General features: G+C 62.9%; 21 protein-coding genes and 1 other RNA gene. 10 read left to right on the plus strand and 12 right to left on the minus strand.

Annotation, left to right across the window (positions count from 1 at the left end):
* Position 1: 1 nt before the first annotated feature.
* The 4 genes from recR to ffs form a co-directional block, all read right to left on the minus strand.
* Complete coding sequence (gene recR / locus HB630_RS18820) at positions 2 to 604, minus strand: recombination mediator RecR (RefSeq protein WP_213773775.1); 603 nt, start codon at positions 602 to 604, stop codon at positions 2 to 4.
* Positions 605 to 609: 5 nt separating this feature from the next.
* On the minus strand, positions 610 to 927 hold the full coding sequence (locus tag HB630_RS18825; RefSeq protein ID WP_213773776.1) for a YbaB/EbfC family nucleoid-associated protein: 318 nt from the start codon (positions 925 to 927) through the stop codon (positions 610 to 612).
* A 25-nt stretch (positions 928 to 952) separates the two neighbouring features.
* Entirely contained in the window at positions 953 to 2,788 is a 1,836-nt protein-coding gene (locus tag HB630_RS18830) for a DNA polymerase III subunit gamma/tau (RefSeq protein WP_213773777.1), read from the minus strand.
* Between the two features lie 186 nt (positions 2,789 to 2,974).
* An RNA gene (gene ffs, locus HB630_RS18835) (signal recognition particle sRNA small type) lies at positions 2,975 to 3,071 on the minus strand.
* 245 nt (positions 3,072 to 3,316) lie between these two features.
* Between ffs and HB630_RS18840 the strand changes: the two genes are divergently transcribed.
* From HB630_RS18840 to HB630_RS18860, 5 genes are all read left to right on the plus strand, one after another.
* Positions 3,317 to 3,736 carry an HIT family protein gene (locus tag HB630_RS18840; protein WP_213773778.1) on the plus strand — a complete coding sequence of 140 codons (420 nt, stop codon included), beginning with the start codon at positions 3,317 to 3,319 and terminating at the stop codon, positions 3,734 to 3,736.
* Between the two features lie 3 nt (positions 3,737 to 3,739).
* Positions 3,740 to 4,693, plus strand: coding sequence for an NAD(+) diphosphatase (gene nudC, locus HB630_RS18845; RefSeq protein WP_213773779.1), 954 nt, complete (start codon positions 3,740 to 3,742; stop codon positions 4,691 to 4,693).
* A 220-nt stretch (positions 4,694 to 4,913) separates the two neighbouring features.
* A complete protein-coding gene (locus HB630_RS18850; protein WP_213773780.1) occupies positions 4,914 to 5,414 on the plus strand; it encodes an Lrp/AsnC family transcriptional regulator in 501 nt (166 codons plus the stop codon).
* Between the two features lie 258 nt (positions 5,415 to 5,672).
* Positions 5,673 to 6,026, plus strand: a complete 354-nt coding sequence (locus HB630_RS18855; RefSeq protein WP_346656111.1) for a hypothetical protein — start codon at positions 5,673 to 5,675, stop codon at positions 6,024 to 6,026.
* Positions 6,027 to 6,057: 31 nt separating this feature from the next.
* On the plus strand, positions 6,058 to 7,512 hold the full coding sequence (locus HB630_RS18860; protein WP_249780914.1) for a methyl-accepting chemotaxis protein: 1,455 nt from the start codon (positions 6,058 to 6,060) through the stop codon (positions 7,510 to 7,512).
* Between the two features lie 150 nt (positions 7,513 to 7,662).
* Here HB630_RS18860 and HB630_RS18865 read toward each other — a convergent pair whose 3' ends face one another.
* The 4 genes from HB630_RS18865 to HB630_RS18880 form a co-directional block, all read right to left on the minus strand.
* Positions 7,663 to 9,162 (minus strand): phosphomannomutase/phosphoglucomutase, encoded by a 1,500-nt coding sequence (locus tag HB630_RS18865; protein ID WP_213773782.1) that lies wholly within the window; start codon positions 9,160 to 9,162, stop codon positions 7,663 to 7,665.
* Positions 9,163 to 9,289: 127 nt separating this feature from the next.
* Positions 9,290 to 9,802: a TIGR02281 family clan AA aspartic protease gene (locus tag HB630_RS18870; RefSeq protein WP_213773783.1), complete on the minus strand. Its 513-nt coding sequence runs from the start codon at positions 9,800 to 9,802 to the stop codon at positions 9,290 to 9,292.
* A 282-nt stretch (positions 9,803 to 10,084) separates the two neighbouring features.
* Positions 10,085 to 12,586 carry an ATP-dependent helicase HrpB gene (gene hrpB, locus HB630_RS18875; protein ID WP_213773784.1) on the minus strand — a complete coding sequence of 834 codons (2,502 nt, stop codon included), beginning with the start codon at positions 12,584 to 12,586 and terminating at the stop codon, positions 10,085 to 10,087.
* Positions 12,587 to 12,741: 155 nt separating this feature from the next.
* Entirely contained in the window at positions 12,742 to 14,061 is a 1,320-nt protein-coding gene (locus HB630_RS18880) for a UDP-glucose/GDP-mannose dehydrogenase family protein (RefSeq protein WP_213773785.1), read from the minus strand.
* A gap of 219 nt (positions 14,062 to 14,280) precedes the next feature.
* Between HB630_RS18880 and HB630_RS18885 the strand changes: the two genes are divergently transcribed.
* Positions 14,281 to 15,324, plus strand: a complete 1,044-nt coding sequence (locus HB630_RS18885; protein ID WP_249780915.1) for an acyltransferase family protein — start codon at positions 14,281 to 14,283, stop codon at positions 15,322 to 15,324.
* A 45-nt stretch (positions 15,325 to 15,369) separates the two neighbouring features.
* On the opposite strand, the gene HB630_RS18890 is transcribed toward HB630_RS18885, so the two are convergent.
* Entirely contained in the window at positions 15,370 to 15,963 is a 594-nt protein-coding gene (locus HB630_RS18890; protein WP_213773787.1) for a hypothetical protein, read from the minus strand.
* Positions 15,964 to 16,113: 150 nt separating this feature from the next.
* On the opposite strand from HB630_RS18890, the gene polA reads away from it, so the two are divergent.
* Positions 16,114 to 19,188 (plus strand): DNA polymerase I, encoded by a 3,075-nt coding sequence (polA, locus tag HB630_RS18895; RefSeq protein ID WP_213773788.1) that lies wholly within the window; start codon positions 16,114 to 16,116, stop codon positions 19,186 to 19,188.
* A gap of 39 nt (positions 19,189 to 19,227) precedes the next feature.
* On the opposite strand, the gene HB630_RS18900 is transcribed toward polA, so the two are convergent.
* Complete coding sequence (locus HB630_RS18900; protein WP_213773789.1) at positions 19,228 to 19,854, minus strand: glutathione S-transferase family protein; 627 nt, start codon at positions 19,852 to 19,854, stop codon at positions 19,228 to 19,230.
* 186 nt (positions 19,855 to 20,040) lie between these two features.
* On the opposite strand from HB630_RS18900, the gene pyrE reads away from it, so the two are divergent.
* Together pyrE and HB630_RS18910 are read left to right on the plus strand one after the other, a co-directional pair.
* Positions 20,041 to 20,604: an orotate phosphoribosyltransferase gene (gene pyrE / locus HB630_RS18905; protein WP_213773790.1), complete on the plus strand. Its 564-nt coding sequence runs from the start codon at positions 20,041 to 20,043 to the stop codon at positions 20,602 to 20,604.
* 237 nt (positions 20,605 to 20,841) lie between these two features.
* The gene (locus tag HB630_RS18910; RefSeq protein WP_346656112.1) at positions 20,842 to 21,564 is read left to right on the plus strand and encodes a DUF2865 domain-containing protein; all 723 of its coding nucleotides are present in this window, start codon (positions 20,842 to 20,844) and stop codon (positions 21,562 to 21,564) included.
* Positions 21,565 to 21,747: 183 nt separating this feature from the next.
* Here the strand turns inward: HB630_RS18910 and HB630_RS18915 are convergent, their stop codons facing one another.
* Positions 21,748 to 22,179: a hypothetical protein gene (locus tag HB630_RS18915; RefSeq protein ID WP_213773792.1), complete on the minus strand. Its 432-nt coding sequence runs from the start codon at positions 22,177 to 22,179 to the stop codon at positions 21,748 to 21,750.
* 170 nt (positions 22,180 to 22,349) lie between these two features.
* Positions 22,350 to 22,694 (minus strand): hypothetical protein, encoded by a 345-nt coding sequence (locus HB630_RS18920; protein WP_249780916.1) that lies wholly within the window; start codon positions 22,692 to 22,694, stop codon positions 22,350 to 22,352.
* An 86-nt stretch (positions 22,695 to 22,780) separates the two neighbouring features.
* On the opposite strand from HB630_RS18920, the gene HB630_RS18925 reads away from it, so the two are divergent.
* Positions 22,781 to 25,309 carry a glycogen/starch/alpha-glucan phosphorylase gene (locus HB630_RS18925; protein ID WP_213773793.1) on the plus strand — a complete coding sequence of 843 codons (2,529 nt, stop codon included), beginning with the start codon at positions 22,781 to 22,783 and terminating at the stop codon, positions 25,307 to 25,309.
* Positions 25,310 to 25,437 lie beyond the last annotated feature (128 nt).

The raw sequence follows: 25,437 nt of genomic DNA on the forward strand, positions 1-25,437 counted from the left end.
GTTAGAACAGCGTCCGCTGCCGCATGGCGGCGGATAGCGTGCCTTCATCGAGATAATCGAGTTCACCGCCGACCGGCACGCCATGAGCAAGCCGCGTCACCTTGACGTTCGCGTCCTGCAGGAGATCGGTGATGTAGTGCGCCGTGGTCTGGCCATCGACCGTTGCGTTCAACGCCAGAATGATTTCGGTGACCCGCGGATCATGCGCGCGCCCCACCAGCGCGTCGATGGTCAGATCCTGCGGGCCGACGCCATCGAGCGGCGACAAGGTCGCGCCGAGCACGTGATAGAGGCCATTGGTCGCGTTCGCCCGCTCCAGCGCCCAGAGGTCGGCGACGTCGGCGACCACCACGATGACGGAAGGATCGCGGCGCGGATCGACGCACACCGTACAGGGGTTTTGCGTATCGATATTGCCGCAAATCTTGCAGACTTGGATCTTGTCGATCGCCACCTGCAATGCGGAAGTGAGCGGCGTCATCAGCGCTTCGCGCTTCTTGATCAGATGCAGCGCCGCACGCCGGGCCGAGCGCGGACCGAGCCCTGGCAGGCGCGCCAGAAGCTGGATCAGGCGTTCGATTTCAGGACCGGCAACAGCAGCCATATCGTCTAGCCGAGCAGACCCGGGGGCAATCCGAGGCCGCCGGTCAGGCTCTGCATCTTCTCCTGCATCGCCGTTTCCGCCTTGCGGCACGCGTCGTTATGCGCGGTGACCAGCAGATCTTCCAGGATTTCGCGCTCCTCCGCCTTCATCAGCGAGGGATCGATCTTCACCGCCTTCACTTCCATCTTGGCGGTCATACGCAGCGTGACCAGCCCGCCGCCGGAAATGCCCTCGACCTCGACATTGGCGAGTTCTTCCTGCATCGCCTGCATCTTCGATTGCAGCTGCGCGGCTTGTTTCATCATGCCGAGGAAATCGGCCATTCAGGTTTTCCTTTGCAATGGCGAATCAATCGTCGCCGTCAGGCATCTCGGCAGGGTCTTCACTGATAATTTCCGATTCCGGCGGCTCGGGGGCAAGCCTGCGCACTTCGACGATCTTGGCGCCGGGAAACCGCGCCAATACTTCCTGCACGCGCGGATCGGCTTCGGCCGCACGCTCCCGTTGATTCTTGGCGGCCTCGTTCTGCGAACGCAGCGTCGGCTGGCCCGCCTCGTTGGAGACGATCACGGTCCAGCGCCGGCCGGTCCATTGCTCCAGCTTGCGGGAGAGATCGTTGATCAGCGTCCGCTGGGCGTTGCGCTCCAGCGCGAGTTCGAGCCGCCCGTCCTCGATACGAACCAGACGGACATCGGATTCGAGCGCCGCCTTGGTCAGGAGATCGCGCTGCTGGACGGCAAGCGCAACGAGCTGGGGAAAGCTCGAAATCCGGAGCGCCGCGGCGGGCCCGGACTGACCATCCGGCGCCGGCGCAACCATCTGCGGCCGCGGCGAGGCGTCTCCGCGGGATGAACCAGCCGCCCGCACGGATAGCATCGACGAGCCACCCGGGGCTGGGACCGGAGCATGACGGGGCGCGGCGCTTGCCGCGACAACGGGCGATGCCTCGCCGTTTTGCTCAAGCATCCGGATCGCCTCATCCGGCGTCGGCATATCGGCGACATAGGCGATCCGCACCAGCACCATTTCCGCGGCAGCCGCTGGCCGCGTCGCCGCCTGGACCTCGGTGATGCCCTTCAGCAGCATCTGCCACATCCGCGACAGCACCCGCATCGAAAGCTTGGCGGCGAAGTCGCGCCCGCGCAGCCGCTCGGTTTCCCCGAATGCCACATTGTCGGCGGTCGCCGGCACGATCTTGACCCGGGTGACGAAATTGACGAATTCGGCAAGATCGGAGAGCACCACGACCGGATCGGCGCCGGTGTCGTACTGCTCGCGGAATTCCCGGAACGCGCCGGCGATATCGCCCCGCGCCAGCGAATTGAACAGATCGATCACCCGGGTGCGATCGGCGAGGCCGAGCATCTGCCGCACCGCATCGGCGCGCACGGTGCCCGCCGCATGCGCGATCGCCTGATCGAACAGCGACAGCGAATCACGCACCGAACCTTCCGCGGCACGGGCGACGATGCCAAGCGCCTCCGGCTCGACCTCGACCCCCTCTTTCGCGGCAATATTGGCGAGATGCTTCATCAGCACGTCAGCCTCGACCCGGCGCAAATCGAAGCGCTGGCAGCGCGACAGCACCGTGACCGGCACTTTGCGGATCTCGGTGGTGGCGAACACGAATTTGGCGTGTTCCGGCGGCTCTTCCAGCGTCTTCAGGAACGCGTTGAAGGCTGCGGTCGAGAGCATATGGACTTCGTCGATGATATAGACCTTGTAGCGCGCGCTTGCCGGCGCATAGCGCACGCTGTCATTGATCTGGCGCACGTCGTCGACGCCGGTGTGGGAGGCGGCGTCCATTTCCAGCACGTCCATGTGCCGGCTTTCCATGATCGCCTGACAATGCGTCCCCAGCACCGGCATATGGATGGTCGGTCCCTGCACCGATCCGTCCGGCAATTCGTAATTCAGCGCGCGGGCGAGAATCCGCGCCGTGGTGGTTTTGCCGACCCCACGCACCCCGGTCAGGATCCAGGCTTGCGGAATGCGCCCGGTTTCGAAGGCGTTTGATATGGTACGAACCAGCGCTTCCTGGCCGATCAGGTCATCGAAACTGGCGGGACGGTATTTTCGCGCCAGCACGCGATAGGGCTTGGCCGCCTCGGGTGAGCCGCCAAGGTCGATGCGGCCTGGGACAGCGTCATCGGAGATATTTGCGGGAGCGCCAGCGTCGGTCATCGATCGATCCGCAATTGATTGTCTCGCCCGGCCGGCCCGCAGGACATGGCCTGCGCATATTCTGATTGCAGAGCTTTTGATTGCAAAACCGGGGCCCACTATTGCGGAATACGCGCCGGAGCGGAGCTTGAATCAAACTCACCGCGCGGACCCCGCCGCTTTCTGCGCGATTCGCACGAAAAACAGGTAGGAGACTGACGAGCGACCCGATCCGGACCTCGTTAGGGCTGCTTCCTTCCGGACCTGACCCGGTTGGCGAGTGGCTCGTCCACCGCCAATCTCCCGGCTCCTATTTGGGGCCAAAAGGGCTGGAAAGCAAGCGGGCCGGAAAGCCTTGTTCCGTCATGGCCGGACATGGTGGCCTGGCTTGCGCAGACCACGTACACTTAACCTGTGTCCCGGCCATCCACGTCCTGCTTTCCTGCGCTGTGCAAAAAAGACGTGGATGCCCGGCATAAAGCCGGGCATGACGGGAGTTGTTTGCGGGCCAAGTCTCTGCAACGCTACAGGAACTGTTCGAGAAATCTCATGCCCGCCTCCGCCTGGTCTCTGCATCCACAGCTCAAGAAAGACACCATCGACATCGGCGACCTGCCTTTGAGCCGCGTCCTGGTGATCAAGGACGCGAACTATCCGTGGCTATTGCTGGTGCCGCGCCGGCCCGAGACCATCGAGATCATCGACCTCGACGAGGTCGAACAGGCGCAATTGATGACGGAGATTTCCCGCGTCGCCCGCGCCCTCAAAGAGATCACCAAATGCGATAAATTGAACATCGCAGCCCTCGGCAATGTGGTGCCGCAACTGCATGTGCATGTCATTGCGCGCCGCGGCAGCGACGTCGCCTGGCCGCGCCCGGTATGGGGCGTGGCGCCGCCGCTCGAACATGATTCCGAGGAAGTCCAGCATTTCATCAGCGCGCTTCGCCGCAAGATCTGGCTAGGATAGTTCATGACCGCCTTCGATTCATTTCCGTTGGGCCAGCCGGCCTTTGTCACCCATATCCTCGATCGCGCCGCGCATCTGCGCAACGACGAGGCGAAACTGCTGGCGCTGGAGGGCAAACCCGATTCCCGCGCCTATGTCGTGCATCGCGATTCGCTGGTCGTGAATAAGGAAAACGGGACTTCGCGCGCACTGCTGACGATCGACGAGGCGCTCAGATACGGCGCCAATCCCGGCACCATCTTCCTCGGACTACGCGACGGCGCGGCCGTTTTCGGCATGGGCATCGGCGCGCCCGCGGTGGAAAAACTGCTGACGCGCGAGGACGTCGCGGTGAGCGAATTGCGCGGCATGGCGATGCAGGGTGTGGTGCCGCCGGAGCAGCTTTCGGCGATCGCGATCGCGAAATCTCTGGTAAATTGGCACCAGCGCCACGGTTATTGCGCCAATTGCGGCACGCGTACCGGCATGACGCAAGGAGGCTGGAAGCGCGATTGCCAGAACTGCAAAGTCGAGCATTTTCCGCGCACCGATCCCGTGGTGATCATGCTGGTGGCGTCGGGCGAAAAATGCTTGTTGGGCCGGCAGAAGCAATTTCCACCGGGAATGTATTCATGCCTCGCCGGCTTCGTCGAAGCCGCCGAGACCATCGAGGATGCAGTCCGCCGCGAGATCTTCGAGGAATCGGGCATCCGCTGCACCGACGTGAATTATTACATGACGCAGCCATGGCCCTATCCGTCATCCCTGATGATCGGCTGCACCGCGCGCGCGATCAACGAAGACATCATTGTTGACCATTCCGAGCTCGAGGATGCGCGCTGGTTCGATCGGGCCGAGGCCGCCCTGATGCTCAAGCGGCAACATCCCGACGGCCTAGTGGGGCCGCATCCCTTTGCTATTGCTCATCATTTAGTTGGACGCTGGGTGCATGAAGCCGCTTCCGGCCGAGGTGCATAACGGGAACTTCCCGGCGCCGCGATCAAAGACTGCAGCACGATCCTGAAATGCAGCCGTTTCGGCGGTGCCTTTTCCGTCCTGCAACGTACTGAAGTTGAAGCACTTTTGACCCCGGGCCCAAAAGCCAGCCCGGCCCCGGTGCCGCGCCAATAAGCTTGCCTTAGAAGAATTTTCTATATATGAGGAGTATCGAACTCATTTATGGAAGAAAGTTCTTCTCATGACCGATCTCGCCGTTCAAGTCCTCGAGCCCAACCGCAGGCTCGACGCCATCGACCGCAAGATTCTGACCGTGCTCCAGGACGATGCCTCGCTGTCCGTCGCCGAGATTGGCGACCGCGTCGGGCTGTCGTCGACACCCTGCTGGAAGCGCATCCAGCGGCTCGAGGCCGACGGCGTCATCCTGCGCCGGGTGGCGCTGGTCGACCAGAACAAGATCGGGCTTGGCATCTCCGTCTTCGTCTCGGTCGAGAGCGCCGACCATTCGGACGCGTGGCTCAGGAAATTCGCCGATGCCGTCAGCGCGATGCCGGAGGTGATGGAATTTTACCGGATGGCGGGCGATGTCGATTACATGCTGCGCGTCGTGGTCGCGGATATGCAAAGCTACGACACCTTTTACAAGAAGCTGATCGCCACCGTGCCGCTGAAAAACGTCACGTCTCGGTTTGCGATGGAGAAGATCAAGTCGGTCACCGCATTGCCGGTGCCGGCAGCCTAGAGCCTTATCGGTTCTGATTGAACAGAACCGGGCTCTAACATTTTATTTTGACGCGGTTTCTTCACGCGAACCGGAATCCACTTCGCTCGAAGACGCTATAGAACACGCCCGTTCAGGAAAAGCCGGTTGCCGATTTGCGCTAACGTGGCTCTCGGGGTCCGGGTCACGCAATGGCCGAATAATCGAAACGCACCCTGATCGCGGACGGCACTCGCGGAAATTGCATTAACGCTCGATTAGCTAACGTACAGTATTGCTATGCTGATGGAGCGGGCGGCTATCAGGACTGTGTCTCGCTGGCCAGCTTGGCTGAACGCCACGGCTCTGTTGCTGGCAAGTGTCATCGCGGTCGCATCGCTTTCTTTCAAGGTCCATCCCGACGCCGAATTTGTGGCTGTTGCCTTCCCGCCATGGTGGAGTTCGCAGCAGATTTTTAAGGCCGCTGCGTCCGCCAACGCGGCGATTGTCAGGACGACCGCCCTGCCGACTGTTCTCGTGGTCAGGCCCGACGGTCGTGAGGGCATGGCCCGTTTGCGCAAAGCCGGCGTCTGGCTGACGATCGACCCGCAAGCCGTTGCCGCCTGCTTCAACAGCCCGGGCAAGGAAATCTGAGCCAAGGAATCTGAGCATGGATATCGGCCGCATGGATTTGGATAGATTGCGCGAAAACGCCAGCAGGGCCTCGATCGCGCTGCTCTGGCTGCATGTTCTGGTCGCGGTCGCCATCGGCGTGGCGCGCGGCACGGATTGGCTGATGCCCGCTATCCTGGTGGCCGCGCTGGCCGCTGCCGCCACGCTGTCATGGCGTACCGCTGGCAACGGCCTTTCGACCAGCCTCGTCGTTGCAGTGGCGCTGATGGGCGGGGCTTCGGTGTTCACCTTCCAGTTCATGGGACACCCCTGGCAGACCGACACCCACATGTATTTCTTCGCCGCGCTGGCCTGCCTGGTCGCCTATTGCGACTATCGGCCGATCCTTGCCGGCACCGTAGCCGTCGCATTGCACCATCTGGTGCTGAATTTTGTTGTTCCGGCAGCGATCTTTCCCGGTGGAACCGATTTTGGACGCGTGCTGCTTCACGCCGCTATTCTCGTTCTCGAGGCGGGCGTGCTGATCTGGGTCGCCCATGAACTGGCCAGCCTGTTCGTCAAAACAGCGCAGAAGACCGCAGAGGCCGAGGCCGCCCATGTGGCCGAAGCCCGCGCGACCGCCGAACGCGGCGAAGCTGAACAGCGCGCCAAGCAGGAACGCGACGCGGCGATGCACCGGCTCGCCGCCGAATTCGAGAGCAAGGTCGGCCGGATCGTCGAGGCCGTCGCCGTGGCCGCCCACGACATGCAGGGCATGTCAGCGTCGATGAGCAGCAACAGCACGCAAGCTGCGCAACGGACAGCGGCGGCTGCCGCCGCATCGACGGAAGCTTCGGTCAATGTCGAAACGGTGGCCTCGTCGGCCGAGGAATTGACGGCATCGATCAGCGCGATCGCCCACCAGGCGACGCGTTCGGCCGAAGTCACGGGAAAGGCGGCCGACGAAGCCCGCCGCACCAATGCCGTTGTCGAGGGATTGGCGAGCGGAACGCAGAAGATCGGCGAAGTGGTAACATTGATTCAGAACATTGCCAGCCAGACCAACCTGCTGGCGCTCAACGCCACCATCGAAGCCGCTCGCGCCGGCGAACACGGCAAGGGGTTCGCGGTCGTCGCAAGCGAGGTCAAGGCGCTCGCCAACCAGACCGCCAGGGCGACGGAAGAAATCTCGACGCAGATTCAGAGCATCCAGGCCGCCACCGGCGAGGCCGTCGGCGCAATCCAGGCAATCGGCGGCACCATCACCGAAATCAACGAAATCTCCAACGCGATCGCGGCGGCCGTCGATCAGCAGGGCGCCGCGACACGCGAAATCTCGGGCAATGTCCAGCAGGCGGCGAGCGGCACCCGCCAGGTCGATGAAAACATCGCCGGCGTGGCCCAGGTTTCCAGCGAAATCGGCACGTCCGCCTCGAAGCTGCTCGAAGCCGCGACGGGACTGTCATCGCAATCCGAGCGGTTGAAGTCGGAGGTCGACAGCTTCCTGGCATCGGTGCGGGCGGCGTAGCCTGCCCATTTTGCCTGCCGCATTCACCGAGAGCTTTGCTCGCCATCCGCGGGCTTGACCCGCGCATCCATCATCCGGCGAAAGCCGCTTTCGAAGCGGGTGGATTGCCGGCTCACACCCGGCAATGACGCATCCTTCAGATCCTCCGCTTCAGATCTTCTGGTTGTATTCACCGACCTCGGGATGGGTGCGCAGCACCGAATCCATCGCCTCGAACAGGTCACGCATCCGCTGCTCGGACACCGGGCTTTCGACCACTACCACCAGTTCCGGCTTGTTCGATGACGCCCGCACCAGTCCCCAGCTGCCGTCCTCGACGGTGACGCGCACGCCGTTGACGGTGACGAGATCCCGGATCGGCTGGCCTGCGACCTTTTCGCCGTTCTTCTGCATCGCCTCGAAATGCTTCACCACGCTGTCGACGATGCCGTATTTGGCCTCGTCCGAGCAGTGCGGCGACATCGTCGGCGACGACCAGGTTTTCGGCAGCGCATTCTTCAGATCAGCCATCGACTTGCCGGGCGCGCGGTCGAGCATCTCGCAGATCGCGATCGCCGAAATCAGGCCGTCATCATAGCCGCGGCCGAACGGCTTGTTGAAGAAGAAGTGGCCGGACTTCTCAAAACCCGCCAGCGCGCCGAGTTCATTGGTGCGGCGCTTCATGTAGGAATGGCCGGTCTTCCAGTAGGTCGCTTTCGCGCCCTGCTTTTGTAGCACCGGGTCGGTCACAAAGAGCCCGGTCGATTTCACGTCGACCACGAACTGCGCGTTCTTGTGGATCGCCGACATATCGCGCGCCAGCATCACGCCGACCTTATCGGCAAAAATCTCCTCGCCGGTATTGTCGACGACGCCGCAGCGGTCGCCGTCGCCGTCGAAACCCAGGCCGACATCGGCCTTGTGCTCCAGCACCGCGTCGCGGATCGCGTGCAGCATCTTCATGTCTTCGGGATTGGGATTGTATTTCGGGAAAGTATGATCGAGTTCGGTGTCGAGCGGCACCACCTCGCAACCGATCGCCTTCATCACGTCAGGGGCGAAGGCGCCCGCGGTGCCGTTGCCGCAGGCGACCACGACCTTCAGGTTGCGCTTCAGTTTCGGGCGCTTGGTCAGGTCGGCGATGTAGCGCGCCGGGAAATTCTCGTGGAACTCGTACGAACCGCCGACCTTGTTCTTGAAATCGGCATTGAGCACGATCTCCTTCAGGCGATTCATCTCGTCGGGGCCGAAGGTCAGGGGACGGTTGGCGCCCATCTTCACGCCGGTCCAGCCATTGTCGTTATGCGAGGCCGTGACCATCGCGACGCAGGGAACGTCGAGTTCGAACTGGGCGAAATACGCCATCGGCGTCATGCAAAGGCCGATGTCGTGGACCTTGCAGCCCGAGGCCAGGAGCCCGGAGATCAGCGCGTATTTGATCGAGGCCGAATAGCCGCGAAAATCGTGTCCGGTCACGACCTCCTGCTTGGCGCCAAGTTCGGCGATCAGCGCGCCCAGCCCCATGCCCAGCGCCTGGATGCCCATCAGGTTGATTTCCTGGCCGAACAGCCAGCGGGCGTCATATTCGCGGAAGCCGGTCGGCTTCACCATCGGCTCGGATTCGTAGGCATAGGTATTGGGAACCAACACGGATTTGGGCTTCGGAAACATGCAAATGGCCTCGTCGTGAAATGCTGAAAGCAATGCACCGCAGCCATAGCGAATGCCACGGCGCGACGGAAGGCGGGACTGGGTGCTTTATGACGAATAATTGCGGCGGATTGGCAGCGAGACGCGCCTATTGCTCCAGCACCATCATGCCGTTGGCGTATTCGAACCGCTTCAGCCGGGACAGGAACGACAGGCCGAGCAGGTTTTCGGACAGCGCTTCGTCGGGCAGCACCATGGCGTCGACATCCCGCACCACGAGGCCGCCGACATCGATCATGGCGATACGCGTGCGGGCCGCCTTGATGGTGCCGTTGGCGGTCGTGACCCTGGCGTTGTATTCGCCGGGTGTGGGACGCAGGCCGAAGCGAGCCGCGGAACTCTCGTTCAGCGCGATCACCGATGCACCGGTATCGACCATGAAGTCGATGCGCTGGCCGTTGATCCGGCCTTCGGTTTCGAAATGGCCACGGGCGTCGCGCGGGATATTGAGGCTGCGATCATTGGACGGCGCGTCTGCCTCGAGGGGAGCGACGTTTCGCGCGGCGGTATGAGCCAGCGCGGGCGTGATCCGATCCGCCATCTGGGCCATGACAATGCCGAGACCGGCCATGATCGCCGCAATGACCATTATGTTACGCATGACGCTACACTCGATTCCGCAGCGTCTTCGCGCGAAGCGGGCACTGGTTCGCGTGGAGAAAACGCGTCAAAAACAAAAGACCGGACTGGCCCGATATCACCACGTCTGCCACCAGGCTGCGACCAATGTCGGTAGCGGAGGCTGTTGTTTCAGCGAAAAGGATGAGCGAAGCGTTAACAGGCGAGACGCCATAGGCGGACTTGAGCCGCGTACCATCTCCTTCGCAAGAGCCGTTTCGTTGGACGATGGCTTGCCGGGTCGAGCCCGGCAACGGCGTGAAACCTAGGTTCCCCGCGGCTTCACCCGTCGCGTCGGCGGCGCGCTCGCGGGATCTTCCGGCCAGGGGTGCCGGGGATAGCGACCGCGCAGGTCGGAACGTACCGCGGCGTAGCTGCCGCGCCAGAAGCCCGGCAGATCGCGCGTCACCTGCACCGGGCGGTGCGCCGGCGACAACAATTCCAGCACCAGCGGCACCGCGCCTTTGGCAATCGATGGATGGGTGTTGAGGCCGAACAATTCCTGCAAGCGGACCGCAATGGTCGGCCCCTGCTCGGCCTCGTAATCGATCGGAAGCTGGGTGCCGGTCGGCGCCTCGAAATGCGTCGGCGCTTCACGCTCCAGCCGCGCGCGCAACTCCCAGGGCAACAGCGTCATCAGCGCGTCCGACAGGTCGCCGGGAGACAGATCCTTGAGTGAGGTTTTGTCGTACAACGCCGGCACCAGCCAATCTTCCCGCCGTGCCGCCAGCGCGTCATCGGACAGATCAGGCCAGGAATTCAGCGATGCTTCGCCCTCGGCCTTGCGCAGGAACATCACGCGGTCGCGCCACTGCTTGGCGGCCTTCGACCACGGCAGCCGGTCGAGGCCGGAGGTGATCAGGCCGTCCGCCAGCACCCGCGCCGTCTCCGCCGACGGGGTCAAGGCAAGCGGCGCTTCCGACAGCGTGATCGCATGCAGGGTACGCTTGCGTCGCGCCCGCAACGCCATCGCATTCCGGTCGAACGAAACCTCATCCACGGTCTCGATCTGGTCGGCGAAACGCAATTCGATATCGGAAAGCGCAAGCGGCGCCGCCAGCAGGATCCGACCCTGGGCCGCGGTGCCCGTGAGTTCAGCGACGGCGATATAGGGCGTTCGCGCCAGCGCGGAAGTCTGATCCACCGAAGCGCCGCGCCCGTTGGCGAGCACGAAGCTGCCATTGCCGCGGTTGCGCGCGACACGGTCGGGAAAAGCAAAGGCGAGCATCACACCGGTCGAAGACTCAGCGGAATCGACCTTTCCCCGGCCAGCGACATTTTCTGACGTAGCCACCTGCGCCGCCCAGCGCCGAGCAAGATCGCGGGCGCTGGCCGCGCGTTGCGAGCGATCGCGGCGGAATTGATCGAGCCTGTGGTCGAGATCGACGCTGTCACCGCCGAGGCCGCGCTCGGTAAGGACAGCTGCGATCTCGGCAGCCTCCTCGCCCGCGCCGAGACGATGCGAATCCACAATCATGCGGGCCAGCCGCGGCGGCAACGCCAACGCACGCAGGCTGTTGCCTTCCGCCGTGATCCGCCCGCCGTCATCGAGCGCACCAAGCTCGTGCAGCAGGCTGCGCGCTTCCTTGAGCGCAGGCGCCGGCGGCGGGTCCAGAAACGCCAGCGTCGCGGGATCGGTCACGCCCCATTGCGCGAGATCGAGCACCAGCGAGGAGAGATCGGCGCTGAGGATTTCCGGCTGGGTATAGGCCGCAAGCGACGCCGTCTGCGGCTCATCCCACAGCCGGTAGCAGACGCCGGGTTCGGTGCGGCCGGCACGGCCGCGGCGCTGATCGACTGCGGCATGCGAGGCGCGCACGGTTTCAAGCCGCGTCAATCCGAGATCTGGCTCATAGCGCGGCACCCGCGCCATGCCGGAATCCACCACGATACGGACGCCTTCGATGGTCAGCGAAGTTTCCGCGATCGACGTCGCCAGCACCACCTTGCGCTGCCCCTTCGGGGCGGGCGCGATGGCGCGGTCCTGCACGGCTGCATCGAGCGCGCCGAACAGCGGCACGATTTCGATCGAGGCGTCGTGGATTCGTTCGCCAAGAAAAATCTGGGTGCGGCGGATTTCCGCGACCCCCGGCAGGAACGCCAGCACCGAACCGGGATCGGCACGCAGCGCCGTCGCGATCGCATCTGCCATCTGCCGTTCCAGCGGCGCGTCGGGCTTGCGGCCGAGATAGCGCGTCTCGACCGGAAAGGCGCGGCCTTCGCTGGCGATCACGGGCGCGCCGCCCAGCAGCCCGGCGACCCGCGCACCGTCGAGCGTCGCCGACATCACCAGGATCCGCAAATCCTCGCGCAGCCCGGTTTGCGCATCGCGCGCCAGCGCCAGCCCGAGATCGGCATCGAGCGAACGTTCATGGAATTCATCGAACAGGACGGCCGCGACACCGGACAATTCAGGATCGTCGAGAATACGCCGCGAGAAAATGCCTTCGGTGACGACTTCGATCCGCGTGGCGCGCGACACTTTCGAGCCGAACCGCACGCGATAGCCGACGGTCTCGCCCACGCGCTCGCCCAGGGTCTTCGCCATCCGCTCGGCGCTGGCGCGGGCCGCGATCCGCCGCGGCTCCAGCATGATGATTTTTCTGTCGGCCAGCCACGGCGCATCGAGCAGCGCCAGCGGCACCCGCGTGGTCTTGCCGGCACCGGGCGGCGCTACCAGTACGCCGGTATTGTTGCCGGCAAGCGCACGCGCCAGCTCATCGAGCACCGCGTCGATCGGAAGGGGGCTGTCGAAACTGCGGGGCAATATCTCGAATCCGTCATCACCCGCCAGTGGGTCGCCGCTGCGCACCGCCCGATGACAGGCTACATCGGATGATCCGGTAAACTCAGACGTCGATCGTCAGCAAGACCGGGCATACCGGATACCCCGCCTCCGCGGGGTATGACAACACCACTGCTTCAGCTCTGCGGCACCGGCCCGCGGCCGACGCTTTCATAGGTGAAGCCGAGCGCGGCCATCTCTTCGGGACGATAGACGTTGCGCAGATCCACAATCACCGGCCGCGCCATCTCGCGCTTCAGCCGTTCGAGATCGAGGGTGCGGTATTGCACCCACTCGGTCACGACCACCATGGCGTCGGCGCCCGCCGCGCAAGCATAGGGGTCGTCGCAATATTCGATCTCGGGCAATTCGCGCCGCGCCTGTTCCATGCCTACCGGATCATGCGCGCGTACCTTCGCCCCCATGTCGAGCAGGCTCGTCACCAGCGGGATCGACGGCGCCTCGCGCATGTCGTCGGTGTCGGGCTTGAAGGTGAGGCCGAGCACGGCGACGGTCTTGCCGCGCAGGCTGCCGCCCAAGGCGTTCGCGACCTTGCGCGCCATCGCGCGCTTGCGGTTGTCGTTGACCGCGAGCACGGATTCGACGATCCGCAACTGCACGTCGTGATCGAGCGCGGTTTTCACCAGCGCACGGGTGTCCTTCGGGAAGCACGAGCCACCGAAGCCCGGGCCGGCATGCAGGAATTTCGAACCGATGCGGTTGTCGAGCCCGATGCCACGCGCGACCTCCTGCACGTCGGCGCCGACCTTTTCCGAAAGGTCGGCGATCTCGTTGATGAAGGTGATCTTGGTGGCGAGAAACGCGTTAGCAGCGTATTTGATCAGTTCCGCCGTGCGCCGCGCCGTGAACATCAGCGGCGCCTGGTTCAGCGACAACGGCCGGTAGACATCGCCAAGCACCTTGCGCCCGCGCTCGTCCGAAGTGCCGACCACGATGCGGTCGGGGAACTTGAAGTCGCGGATCGCTGCGCCTTCGCGCAGAAACTCCGGATTGGAGGCGACCACCACATCGGCCGAGGGATTGGCTTCGCGGATCAGGCGCTCGACCTCGTCGCCAGTGCCGACCGGCACGGTCGATTTGGTGACGACCACGGTGAAACCCTTGAGCGCCTTGGCGATCTCGCGCGCGGCGGCATAGACGTAACTCAAATCGGCATGGCCGTCGCCGCGACGGGATGGCGTGCCGACCGCGATGAAGACCGCATCGGCCTCGGCCACCGGAGCTGTCAGATCGGTGGTGAAATTCAGCCGCCCGGCCTTGACGTTGGACGCGACCAGCGCGTCAAGACCCGGCTCGAAAATCGGAATTTCGCCGCGGTGAAGCGCCGCGATCTTGCCGCCGTCCTTGTCCACGCAGGTGACGTGGTGACCGAAATCCGAAAAGCAGGCGCCGGATACCAGCCCCACATACCCCGTGCCGATCATGGCAATCCGCATAAGACAACCTGCCCGTAATGGTTAATGACAACCTCGAATTTCGACGCGTCTTAAAACATTTCCGAAGGATGGGAAACCGTTGGGGCCTAGAAAAGCGGGCATGTCGTTAAAAGCGGCATGTCATTTGTATGAATAAAGGAGAATGAAACCGGTCCGGCCGAAGATACCAGAAATTCGCGCCGAAAAAGGACACCGATGCCACCAAACGGCACATCCGCCATGACCAACCGTCCCGCGCCGGCTGCGGACGGCCGTGTCGACTGGGTCGACTATGCCAAGGGCATCTGCATCATCATGGTGGTCATGATGCATTCGGTGCTGGGCGTGGAACTCGCGGCCGGCCAGACCGGTTTCATGCACCTCGTCGTCATGTTCGCCAAACCGTTCCGGATGCCGGATTTCTTCCTGATCTCGGGGCTATTCCTTCCAGTCGTGATCGATCGCGACTGGCGCACCTATCTCGACCGCAAGGTCGTCCATTTCGCCTATTTTTATGTAATCTGGGTGACAATCCAGTTCGGCTTCAAGGCGCCGGCCTTTGCCGCCGAGACAAGTTGGTCCCATGCCGGCCTGATGTATCTCGAAGCCTTCATCGATCCGTTCGGCACGCTATGGTTCATCTATCTGCTGCCGATTTTCTTCGTGGTCATCAAGGCCACGCGCCGGCTGCCGCCGGTGCTGATCTGGAGCGTTGCGGCGCTGCTTGAAACCGCCCATGTCTCGACCGGCTGGACCGCGATCGACGAATTCTGTGCGCGCTTCATCTACATCTATTCGGGCTATTTGTTCGCCCATTATGTGTTCGCGCTTTCCGACCTGGCGCGGGTGCGCCCTCGCCTCGCCATGCTGGGGCTGGCGCTATGGGCGCTCATTAACGGCGGCCTGGTGGCACTGGGCGCCAGCGAATGGCCGCTGATCTCGCTTGCACTCGGTTTTTCCGGCGCCTGTGCCATCATCACGACCGGCACGCTGCTGGCGCGGATGCATTGGCTGAATTTCTTTCGCTTTTGCGGCGAACATTCGATCGTCATCTATCTCGCATTCTTCCTGCCGATGGCCTCGACGCGGACATTGCTGCTGCATAGCGGACTTATCCACGACATCGGCGCGATTTCACTGATCGTCACCATCGTCGGCGTTATCGGCGCGCTGGCGATCTGGTGGGCCGCACTGGCGCTGAAGGCCAATTTCCTGTTCGAACGCCCCGCGGCGTTCTGGATCGCGCCAAAAAAGTCCGGTCGCGTGTTGCAGCCGGCGGAATAGGTTCTCGCGGCCTTCGCCCACTTATCAAGGCGATGACGGACTGAGCTAGCGCGCCTCCTCGATCTTCACGCCATCCTTCATCTGCGCAATTTTCGCGCGAAATCCCTCGACGTCGCCAAAATCGGCGAAGCCCTGGTAATACGGGTGCGGGCCGAGCACACGGCGGGCATGCTTGATCGGGCACCAATAGATTTCGGTGCGCGACGCCACCTCGCGCATGAATGCGATGGCGCCATTGGCATAGGAGCAATAGGCGCAGTTGAATTTTTCGATCAAGTTGAGATAGGCGAGATGGTGCCGGTCGAAGACCAGATAGTCGCGGCGGCGCGCCTTTGGAATCCTGTAAACCGGAAAGCAGATCGCCTGATACGCCATGACGGTGAGGTCGAGCAGCGCGATCGGGACGATCATCGAATAGATCACCGGCGCGGTCAGAATCACCAGCGGATTGGCATCGAGGAGATAGCGCGATACCCGCGTCTTGATCTCGCTGTGGATCCGCAGCACCTCCTTCTCGAACACGATCCTGCGGTTTTCGAGGTGGAAGCGCAGCTCTTCCCGCCGCTTCGCCATTTCGACCTCGATCTCGGCCTGGACCTGATGCAGCTTCTCCATCAGCCTATCGAGTTGCGCGGTCATGATATGATCTTCCCTCGTTGCCGGTCGCGCAGGGGGACATGGAACGGCCGCCGATGCAACCTGTTGCGACAGCGTGGCTGCAAAGCAAAAATCCCGGCACATCTTCGCCGCAAGGCTGTCAATCCTCGGAAAAATCCCTAGATTGCGGCCATGCCGAAAACCTCTCCAAAAGCCGCCGCCAACCCCGTTGCCGTCAAGGCGCCTGCGAAAGGCGACCACGTGTTCCTGGTCGACGGCTCCTCCTACATCTTCCGCGCCTATCATGCGCTGCCGCCGCTGAACCGCAAATCCGACGGGCTGCAAGTCAACGCCGTGCTCGGCTTCTGCAACATGCTGTGGAAGCTGTTGCGCGACATGCCGGAGGACAATCGGCCGACGCACCTCGCCATCATCTTCGACAAATCGGAAATCACCTTCCGCAACAAGCTCTATCCCGACTACAAGGCGCACCGGCCGCCGGCCCCGGACGACCTGATCCCGCAATTCGCGCTGATCCGCGAGGCCGTGCGCGCCTTCGACCTGCCCTGCCTGGAGCAGGCCGGTTTCGAGGCCGACGACCTGATCGCGACCTATGTGCGCCTCGCCTGCGAGCGTGGCGCCAGCGCGACCATCGTGTCCTCCGACAAGGATCTGATGCAGCTCGTGACCGACTGCGTCACCATGTACGATACCATGAAGGACCGCCGTATCGGCATCGCCGAGGTGATCGAGAAATTCGGCGTGCCGCCGGAAAAGGTGGTCGAGGTACAGGCGCTGGCGGGCGATTCGACCGACAATGTGCCGGGCGTACCCGGCATCGGCATCAAGACCGCGGCGCAATTGATCATTGAATATGGCGATCTCGAACAGCTTCTGGCCCGCGCCGGCGAGATCAAGCAGCCGAAGCGGCGCGAGGCGCTGATCGGGAATGCCGAGAAGGCGCGCATCTCGCGGCAATTGGTGTTGCTGGACGACAAGGTCGATCTCGACGTGCCGCTCGACGAGCTCGCGGTACATGAACCCGACCCGCGCAAGCTGGTCGCATTTTTGAAGGCGATGGAATTTTCCACGCTGACCCGCCGCGTTGCCGAATATTCGCAGATCGATCCGGCGGATGTCGAGCCGGATCCCGGCTACCGGAGCGGCGCGAGCGTCTTTTCGCCCCTGCCCGAGGGCGATACAGACGCAGCCGGCAGCGCGATCGCGGACCGGAACGGTCCGAGCGGAGATTTGTTCGCGGACCAAGGCACCCCCATCCTACCCTCCCCTACAAGCGGGAAAGGCGGCGCTTCGGGCAAGACCGGAGGCGGCAGGGAAGACAAAGCCGCGAGCCTCAAGGGCACGCCGGCCGCGCTCGTCGCCGCACGCAGCGAAGAGGCACGGAAACTTCGCGTCGATCGCGATAAATATCAGACGATCCATAGCCTCGATGCGCTCAGCGGCTGGATCGCACGCATTCACGATGTCGGCCATTTCGCCATCGAAGTGAAGGCCGGTTCGATCGACCCGATGCAGGCCGAGATCTGCGGCATCGCGCTGGCGCTCACGCCCAACGATGCCGCCTATGTCCCGCTCGGCCACAGGCAATCCGGCGGCGACGCCGGATTGTTCGATGCCGGGCTGGCGCCGGACCAGATCAAGACGGCCGACGCGCTTACGACGCTACGCCCGCTGCTGGAATCGGCGGGGATCCTGAAGATCGGCTTCAACATCAAATTCAGCGCCGTGATGTTGGCGCAGGCCGGCATCACCCTCCGCAATTACGACGACGCGCAACTGATGTCCTATGCGCTCGACGCCGGCCGCAACGCGCATGGGTTGGAGGCGCTGGCCGAACGCTGGCTCGGTCACGCCACAATCAGCTTTGGCGAATTGACCGGCAGCGGCAAGAACAAGCTGAGTTTCGATCAAGTCGCGATCGACCGGGCGACAGCGTATTCGGCCGAGGATGCCGACGTGACCTTGCGGCTGTGGCGCGTGCTGAAACCACGTCTGGTCGCCGAGCGCATGACCGCGGTGTACGAGACGCTGGAACGGCCGCTGGTCGCCGTGCTGGCGCGCATGGAGCGGCGCGGCATCTCGATCGACCGCCAGGTGCTGTCGCGCCTGTCGGGCGATTTTGCCCAGACCGCCGCGCGCGTCGAGGCCGAGCTTCAGGAACTCGCCGGCGAGCCGATCAATGTCGGTAGCCCCAAGCAGATCGGCGACATCCTGTTCGGCAAGATGGGAATATCCGGCGGCACCAAGACCAAGACCGGCGCATGGTCGACCTCAGCGCAGATCCTCGACGATCTCGCCGAACAGGGCTACGAATTTCCGAGAAAGATTCTGGAGTGGCGGCAGGTTTCAAAACTGAAATCGACCTATACCGACGCGCTGCCGGCTTACGTCAATCCGCAAACCCATCGCGTGCATACGACCTACGCGCTGGCGGCGACCACCACCGGCCGGCTGTCGTCGAACGAACCGAATTTGCAGAACATCCCGGTTCGCACCGAGGACGGCCGGAAAATCCGCCGCGCCTTCGTGGCCTCCACCGGCCATAAGCTGGTGTCGGCGGATTATTCGCAGATCGAGCTGCGGCTATTGGCTGAGATCGCCGATATCCCGGTGCTGAAACAGGCGTTCCGCGACGGGCTCGACATTCACGCCATGACGGCCTCGGAAATGTTCGGCGTGCCGATCAAGGACATGCCGAGCGAGATACGCCGCCGGGCCAAGGCGATCAATTTCGGCATCATCTACGGCATCTCGGCCTTTGGCCTCGCCAATCAACTGGGCATCGCGCGCGAAGAAGCTTCCGCCTATATCAAGAAATATTTCGAACGCTTTCCCGGCATCCGTGCCTATATGGACGAGACCAGGGAGTTTTGCCGCCAGAACGGTTACGTCACCACGCTGTTCGGTCGGAAGTGCTACTATCCTGATATCAAGGCCAGCAACGCGTCCGTCCGCTCTTTCAACGAGCGCGCCGCGATTAACGCGCGCCTGCAAGGCACCGCCGCCGACATCATCCGCCGCGCCATGATCCGGATGGAGGATGCGCTCGCCGAACACAAGCTCTCGGCGCAGATGCTGTTGCAGGTGCATGACGAACTGATTTTCGAGGTGCCCGACGACGAAGTGGCGGCCACGCTCCCGGTGGTGCAGCACGTCATGCAGGACGCCCCCTTCCCCGCGGTGCTGCTGTCGCTGCCGTTGCAGGTCGACGCCAGGGCGGCGAACAATTGGGACGAGGCGCATTGATTTCTCGCCGCGCCCGCTTGCGGGAGTGGCGGCGCAGAATCAATCCAGCTTCGTTTCCATGCCGCGCTTGACGGCGGGGCGCGCCATCAGTGCGTCGTACCAGCGGTTGACGTTGGGGAAATCGGCAAGGTCCACTTTGTGACGCGGATGCCGCCAGGCCCAGCCCAGGATCGCGAAATCGGCCACCGAGAGTTCGCCCGCGACGAATTCATGGTCCGCCAGCCGGCGATCGAGCACGCCATAGAGCCGGCGCGTCTCCGCCATGAAGCGCTTCAGCCCATAGGCGCGGTCCTGCTCGTTCTCCAGCGCGATGAAATGATGCACCTGCCCCGGCATCGGCCCGAAACCGCCCATCTGCCACATCAGCCACTCATAGACCGGAATGCGCTCGATCAGCGGCTGGGGCAGGAACTTGCCGGTCTTCTCGCCGAGATAGAGCAGGATCGCACCGGATTCGAACACGCTGACCGGCTTGCCGTCCGGGCCATCGGGATCGACGATCGCCGGGATCTTGTTGTTCGGGCTGATCTTGAGAAACGCGGACGCCATCTGCTCGCCCTTGGTGATGTTGACCGGGATCACCTTGTACGGCAGTCCCATCTCCTCCAGCGCAACCGAGATCTTGCGGCCGTTCGGCGTGTTCCAGGTGTGGAATTCGATGGTCATTCGTCTTGCCCGTTCTTGTCCCGTAAGAGCATCATATCCCCTACCCCGGAACCCCGGGGCGTTACAACCGGCCTTTCCGCGGCATGATCCCCGCGTTGTTGACGGCACAATATCGGCGCTGGAATGTGCCGCCGTCCGCCGATAGATTGCGCTTTCGATCCCTTGCAAAATCCCGAGAAAAGATCATTGTCCATATCAGCCTCCCGCGCCCGTCTCGCCGAGATCATCCGCAAACGCTCGTTCGGACGTGGTGAAATCACGCTGGCGTCGGGGCGCAAGAGCGATTTCTATTTCAACCTCAAGCCGACGATGCTCGATCCCGAAGGCGCGGCGCTGCTCGCCGAATTGACCTATGAGGCGCTGAAAGACGACGGCCTCGATTATGTCGGCGGGCTGGAAATGGGCGCGGTGCCGCTGGCGGGCGCGATCGCGCAGCTTTCCTGGATCAAGGGCCATCCGATCGCGGCGTTCTTCGTGCGCAAGAAGCCGAAGGAGCACGGCGCCCGACTCGCGGTCGAGGGCCTTGCGAAAGACGAGAGCCTCAAGGGCAAACGCATCGTCATCGTCGAGGACGTCACCACGACCGGCGGCTCGGCGATGAAGGCGGTCGAGGCGGTGCGCGATGCCGGCGGCGAGGTCGTGCTGGTGCTGACCATGGTGGACCGCGAAGAAGGCGCAACCGAAACCTTTGCGGAAGCCGGCCTTTCCTTCCGTTCGCTCTACAAGGCTGCCGAGTTCTTGAAGGGCTGATCCCGGCTTTTCATTCCAGGCACCTGACGCCCCCCTTCGTCATGCCCGTGCTTGTCACGGGCATCCACGTCTTTCCTGCCGCATTTCTTGCGGCCATCCGCGACTTGCTCATAGCTCGTTTACCATCCCGACCTAAAGTGCATCCGCGGTGGGACGCAGGTTCCAGCATCGGTATCATGACGTCGGGCGGGGTGGGTGTTGCATATAAAGTCGTGTTACCTGCGCGTACGGCGCCGCGTGACGTTTGTTGCTGCCTTCGTCCTCGCCGGCATCATTGCTTCCGCGCCGCGCGTCGCCTCCGCCGAAAACCTGTTCGATTTTCTGTTCGGCAGCCTCCAGAAGCCTGCGCAGGCGAGTTTCTTCGCCGATCCGTCCGGCGCCAACCAGCCGGCCCGGCAGCCGCGCATGGCAGGCGGCTCCGGTCCTGCGTTTTGTGTGCGAAGCTGCGATGGCCGTTATTTTCCGCTGACACGGGGCAATGCCTCGCCGGTGCAGATATGCCAGGCCTTTTGTCCGGCCAGCCCGACCAAGGTCTTTTACGGCGGCTCCATCGACGGCGCTTCGACCGCAGCCGGCGAGCGCTATGCCGACAGTGAAAACGCCTATGCCTATCGCAAGGCGCTGCGCGCGGACTGCACCTGCAACGGCCGCGACCCCGCGGGCCTTGCGCCGGTCGACCTCACGCTCGACAATTCGTTGCGTCCCGGCGACGTCATTGCCACCACCGACGGGCTGGTCGCGTATTCCGGCATCAGGGCCGGCAACAACCAGACCGCGGAATTCACGCCGGTCGCTTCCTATCCGGGCCTGACACCCGAGATACGCGCGCGGCTCGGCGAGATGAAGGTGGCGCCGGTGAACGCGGAAGCCGTCGCCGATGAAGCGCCGCCGCCCGTGCTCCCCGTCTCCGCGCTGCCAAAATCCGCACCGGCGAACGACAAACGTGCGGAAGCGGATTAGCTCATCATTCGAACAACGTCATTGCGGGGCGATGCCACCAAGTCTGCGTCACGCGCAGCCCAGGCTCCGCATCGAACTACGATGCGCCATCGCACATCCGTAGAATCCTGAGCTTCCCCGATGCGCAATGGCGCATCTGAGGTCTGGCGCTAAGCGCCATCCCGGAACGAGCGAGATGGCGCATCATCGCCCGACGATGACGCCGATGACGTTCGGCGCCGACAGATATTTTTCCTCGATCGCCCCGCGCGCCGCGGCGCGGTTCTCCGGCGTCAATAGCCCGCGCTTCTCGGCAAGGATCATCCAGCAATAGCCCCACCAATCCGTCAGCATGCCCTGATCGTCGACGAGGTCATAACCCTGCTCAGCGGCAAATATCCGCGCATGCGCTTCATCGAGCGTATCGAGAAACACATGATCTTCGTCGGAGAACAGGTCGTCGCTGATATCGTCCGTGGTGTAGCCCCACACCGACAGGCAAACGGCATTGAATTCGCGGTCGATCTGGTCGTCATCGACCAGCCTACGGCGTGAGGCCTGATGCAGCCGCGACAACGAGCGCGCGAAGTCGGCGATGCGGGTGAGTGCGAATTGATCGAAGGCGATAGTGGACATGTAGTCCTCGCAGAAACGGATAGACCATAGATGTTGTGCCGGCTTGGTGCCGAATCAGTATGGTATATCAAAGACTTGCTAAAGTGTTCTTAATTTGTTCTGACGCCGACTGCCTTTTCGCCCCGGCAAAATTCGAGACCGGCCGCGGAGACAGCAGCCGGCGTCCAAATTCATGTCGCCGACAAGAGCCTGTCACCGCCATCATTGGAGACAAATTTTCTACCGCATTGCCGGTGAATTGTGGCGCAACGCACGGCCGGCGAAGCATTCTGCGAGACGCTGAAGGAGCAATTCAGGCCATCGGGGCTTCGGCCGGGCCTGGAAACGACGAAAGCCGCGCTTGAGACACTGACGCAGCAGATAAGCAGTATCGCGGCGACGATCTCGACGATCAATCTCATGGCCGGTTCCCTGTGAATGATCGGAATGTCGCGGTTTTCTCTTTCTATCAGCAAAGCCGGCGCGCCGATGCCCGCAAATCGGCCCGGTCTTTGCATAAAATCATACCAGCGCATTGCACAACGAACCCGCGGGCGGGTTTCGATCCCGATCCAAGGCGCGTATGATTTAGTTGGGATCTAAAACTTCCAGGATCGAACTTTTGCCAGAGCAATCCTTCCCAGCAAATTACCCGGCACTTGGCCAACCGATCGACGAACTGGCGCTGGCCGAGATCAAGGGCGCGATCCTTGCCAAGCTGCGGCTTGCGATCGGCAAGGACGCCGGCATGGCCACGCGGCACGACTGGTACATAGCGGCAGCGCTGGCGCTGCGCGACCGCATCGTGCATCACTGGCTGACGGCGGAAAAGCAAAGTTACGACGCCGGACGCAAGCGGGTCTATTACCTCAGCCTGGAATTCCTGATCGGGCGGCTGTTCACCGACGCGCTGAACAATATGGGTCTGCTGCAAGTGTTCGAGACCGCGCTCGGCGATCTCGGCGTGGCGCTCTCGGACCTGCGCAAATGCGAACCGGATGCGGCGCTCGGCAATGGCGGCCTGGGACGGCTTGCGGCGTGCTTCATGGAAAGCATGGCGACGCTCGCGATCCCCGCCATCGGCTACGGCATCCGCTACGATTTCGGCCTGTTCCGCCAGATCATCACCCAGGGCTGGCAGCAGGAATATCCGGACGAATGGCTGAGCTTCGGCAACCCTTGGGAATTCCAGCGGCCCGAAGTGGTCTACCATATTCATTTCGGCGGTAGCCTCGAACACGTCACCGACGCGAAGGGCCGTGAGCGCGTGATCTGGCATCCGGCGGAAACCATCCAGGCCATCGCCTATGACACGCCGATCGTGGGCTGGCGCGGCCAGCACGTCAACGCGCTGCGGCTGTGGTCGGCGCGCGCGCCGGATCCGCTCCGGCTCGATGTCTTCAACACCGGTGATTATCTCGGCGCCAGCGCCGAACAGGCCCGCGCCGAGGCGATCTGCAAATTCCTGTATCCAAACGACGAAAGCGCGGCGGGGCGCGAATTGCGGCTGCGCCAGGAATATTTCTTCGTCTCGGCCTCGTTGCAGGATCTGGTGAACCGGCATCTCGCCTCTGACGGGCAGTTGCGCAGCCTGGCGTCAAAGGCCGCGGTGCAACTCAACGACACCCATCCGAGCCTCGCCGTCACCGAGTTGATGCGCATCCTGGTCGATCTGCATAACTTCCGCTGGGACGAGGCGTGGAAGATCACGGTGGCGACCCTGTCCTACACCAACCACACGCTGCTGCCGGAAGCGCTCGAGACCTGGCCGGTCGAACTGTTCGAACGGTTGCTGCCGCGACACCTCGACATCATCTACCGCATCAACGCCGCCCATCTGGCGCTGGCGGAAGTGCGATGCCCCGGCGACATCGATTTCCGCGCCTCAGTTTCGCTAATCGACGAAAAATCCGGGCGCCGGGTGCGGATGGGGCAATTGGCGTTCGTCGGATCTCATCGCATCAACGGCGTCTCGGCGATGCATTCCGACCTGATGAAGGAAACCGTTTTCCACGATCTCCATTTTCTTTATCCCGAGCGCATCACCAACAAGACCAACGGCATCACCTTCCGGCGCTGGCTGATGCTGGCCAATCCGAAATTGACCGACCTGTTGCGCGAGACCTGCGGCGAAGCGGTGCTCGACGATCCCGCGCTTTTGTCGCGACTGGAGAATCGCGCCAGCGACAGCGCGTTCCAGCAGCAATTCCGCAACGTCAAGCATCACAACAAGATCGCGCTGGCGCGGGTGATCGGCGAGCGGCTCAACATCCGGGTCGATCCGGGCGCGCTGTTCGACGTCCAGATCAAGCGCATCCACGAATACAAGCGGCAATTGCTCAACATCCTCGAAACCATCGCGCTGTACCAGGCGATCAAGGACGAACCGCAGCGCGACTGGGTACCGCGGGTGAAGATCTTCGCCGGCAAGGCAGCGGCGAGCTACCGCTATGCCAAGCTGATCATCAAGCTGATCAACGACGTGGCTGAAACCGTCAACAACGATCCGGCTATTGCCGGTCGGTTGAAGGTCGCATTCATGGCCGATTACAATGTCAGCCTTGCGGAGGTGATCATCCCCGCCGCCGACCTGTCCGAGCAGATCTCGACCGCGGGCATGGAAGCTTCCGGCACCGGCAACATGAAGCTCGCGCTCAACGGCGCGCTGACCATCGGCACGCTCGACGGCGCCAATATCGAGATACGCGATCATGTCGGCGCCGAAAACATCGCGATCTTCGGGATGGAGGCGATGGACGTGATGGTGCGTCGCAAGCAGGGGCTCGATGCGACCGACGTGATCCGGCGGTCGCCGCGGCTGTTGCGCGCCATCAATGCAATTGGAAGCGGTGAGTTCTCGCCCGACGATCCCAGCCGGTTCGAATCGATCGCGCACGCGCTGCGCTACCTCGACCATTACATGGTCAGCATGGACTTCGATTCCTATTACGACACCCAGCGCGGCATCGACGCCCGCTGGCAGGTGATGCCGGCATGGACGCGGGCCAGCATCCTCAACGTGGCCCGGATGGCCTGGTTCTCCTCCGATCGCACCATCCGCGAATATGCCGAGGAAATCTGGAACGTGCCGGTGCGCGGGACTTTCCCGACGGCGATGCAGGAGCCGGCGCAGCGCGGCGCGACGCGCTGAGCCGGACATCGCAAATCCGTCACCTTCCACGTCGTTGAATCCGATGGAACAAACGCGATACTGCATGCGAAATGCATTACCGCTGCTTTAGCTTGGCGTAACATCGATGCTGTCATTCCGGGACGCAT

The organism is Bradyrhizobium sp. dw_78 (assembly GCF_018449525.1).
GTDB lineage: Bacteria > Pseudomonadota > Alphaproteobacteria > Rhizobiales > Xanthobacteraceae > Bradyrhizobium.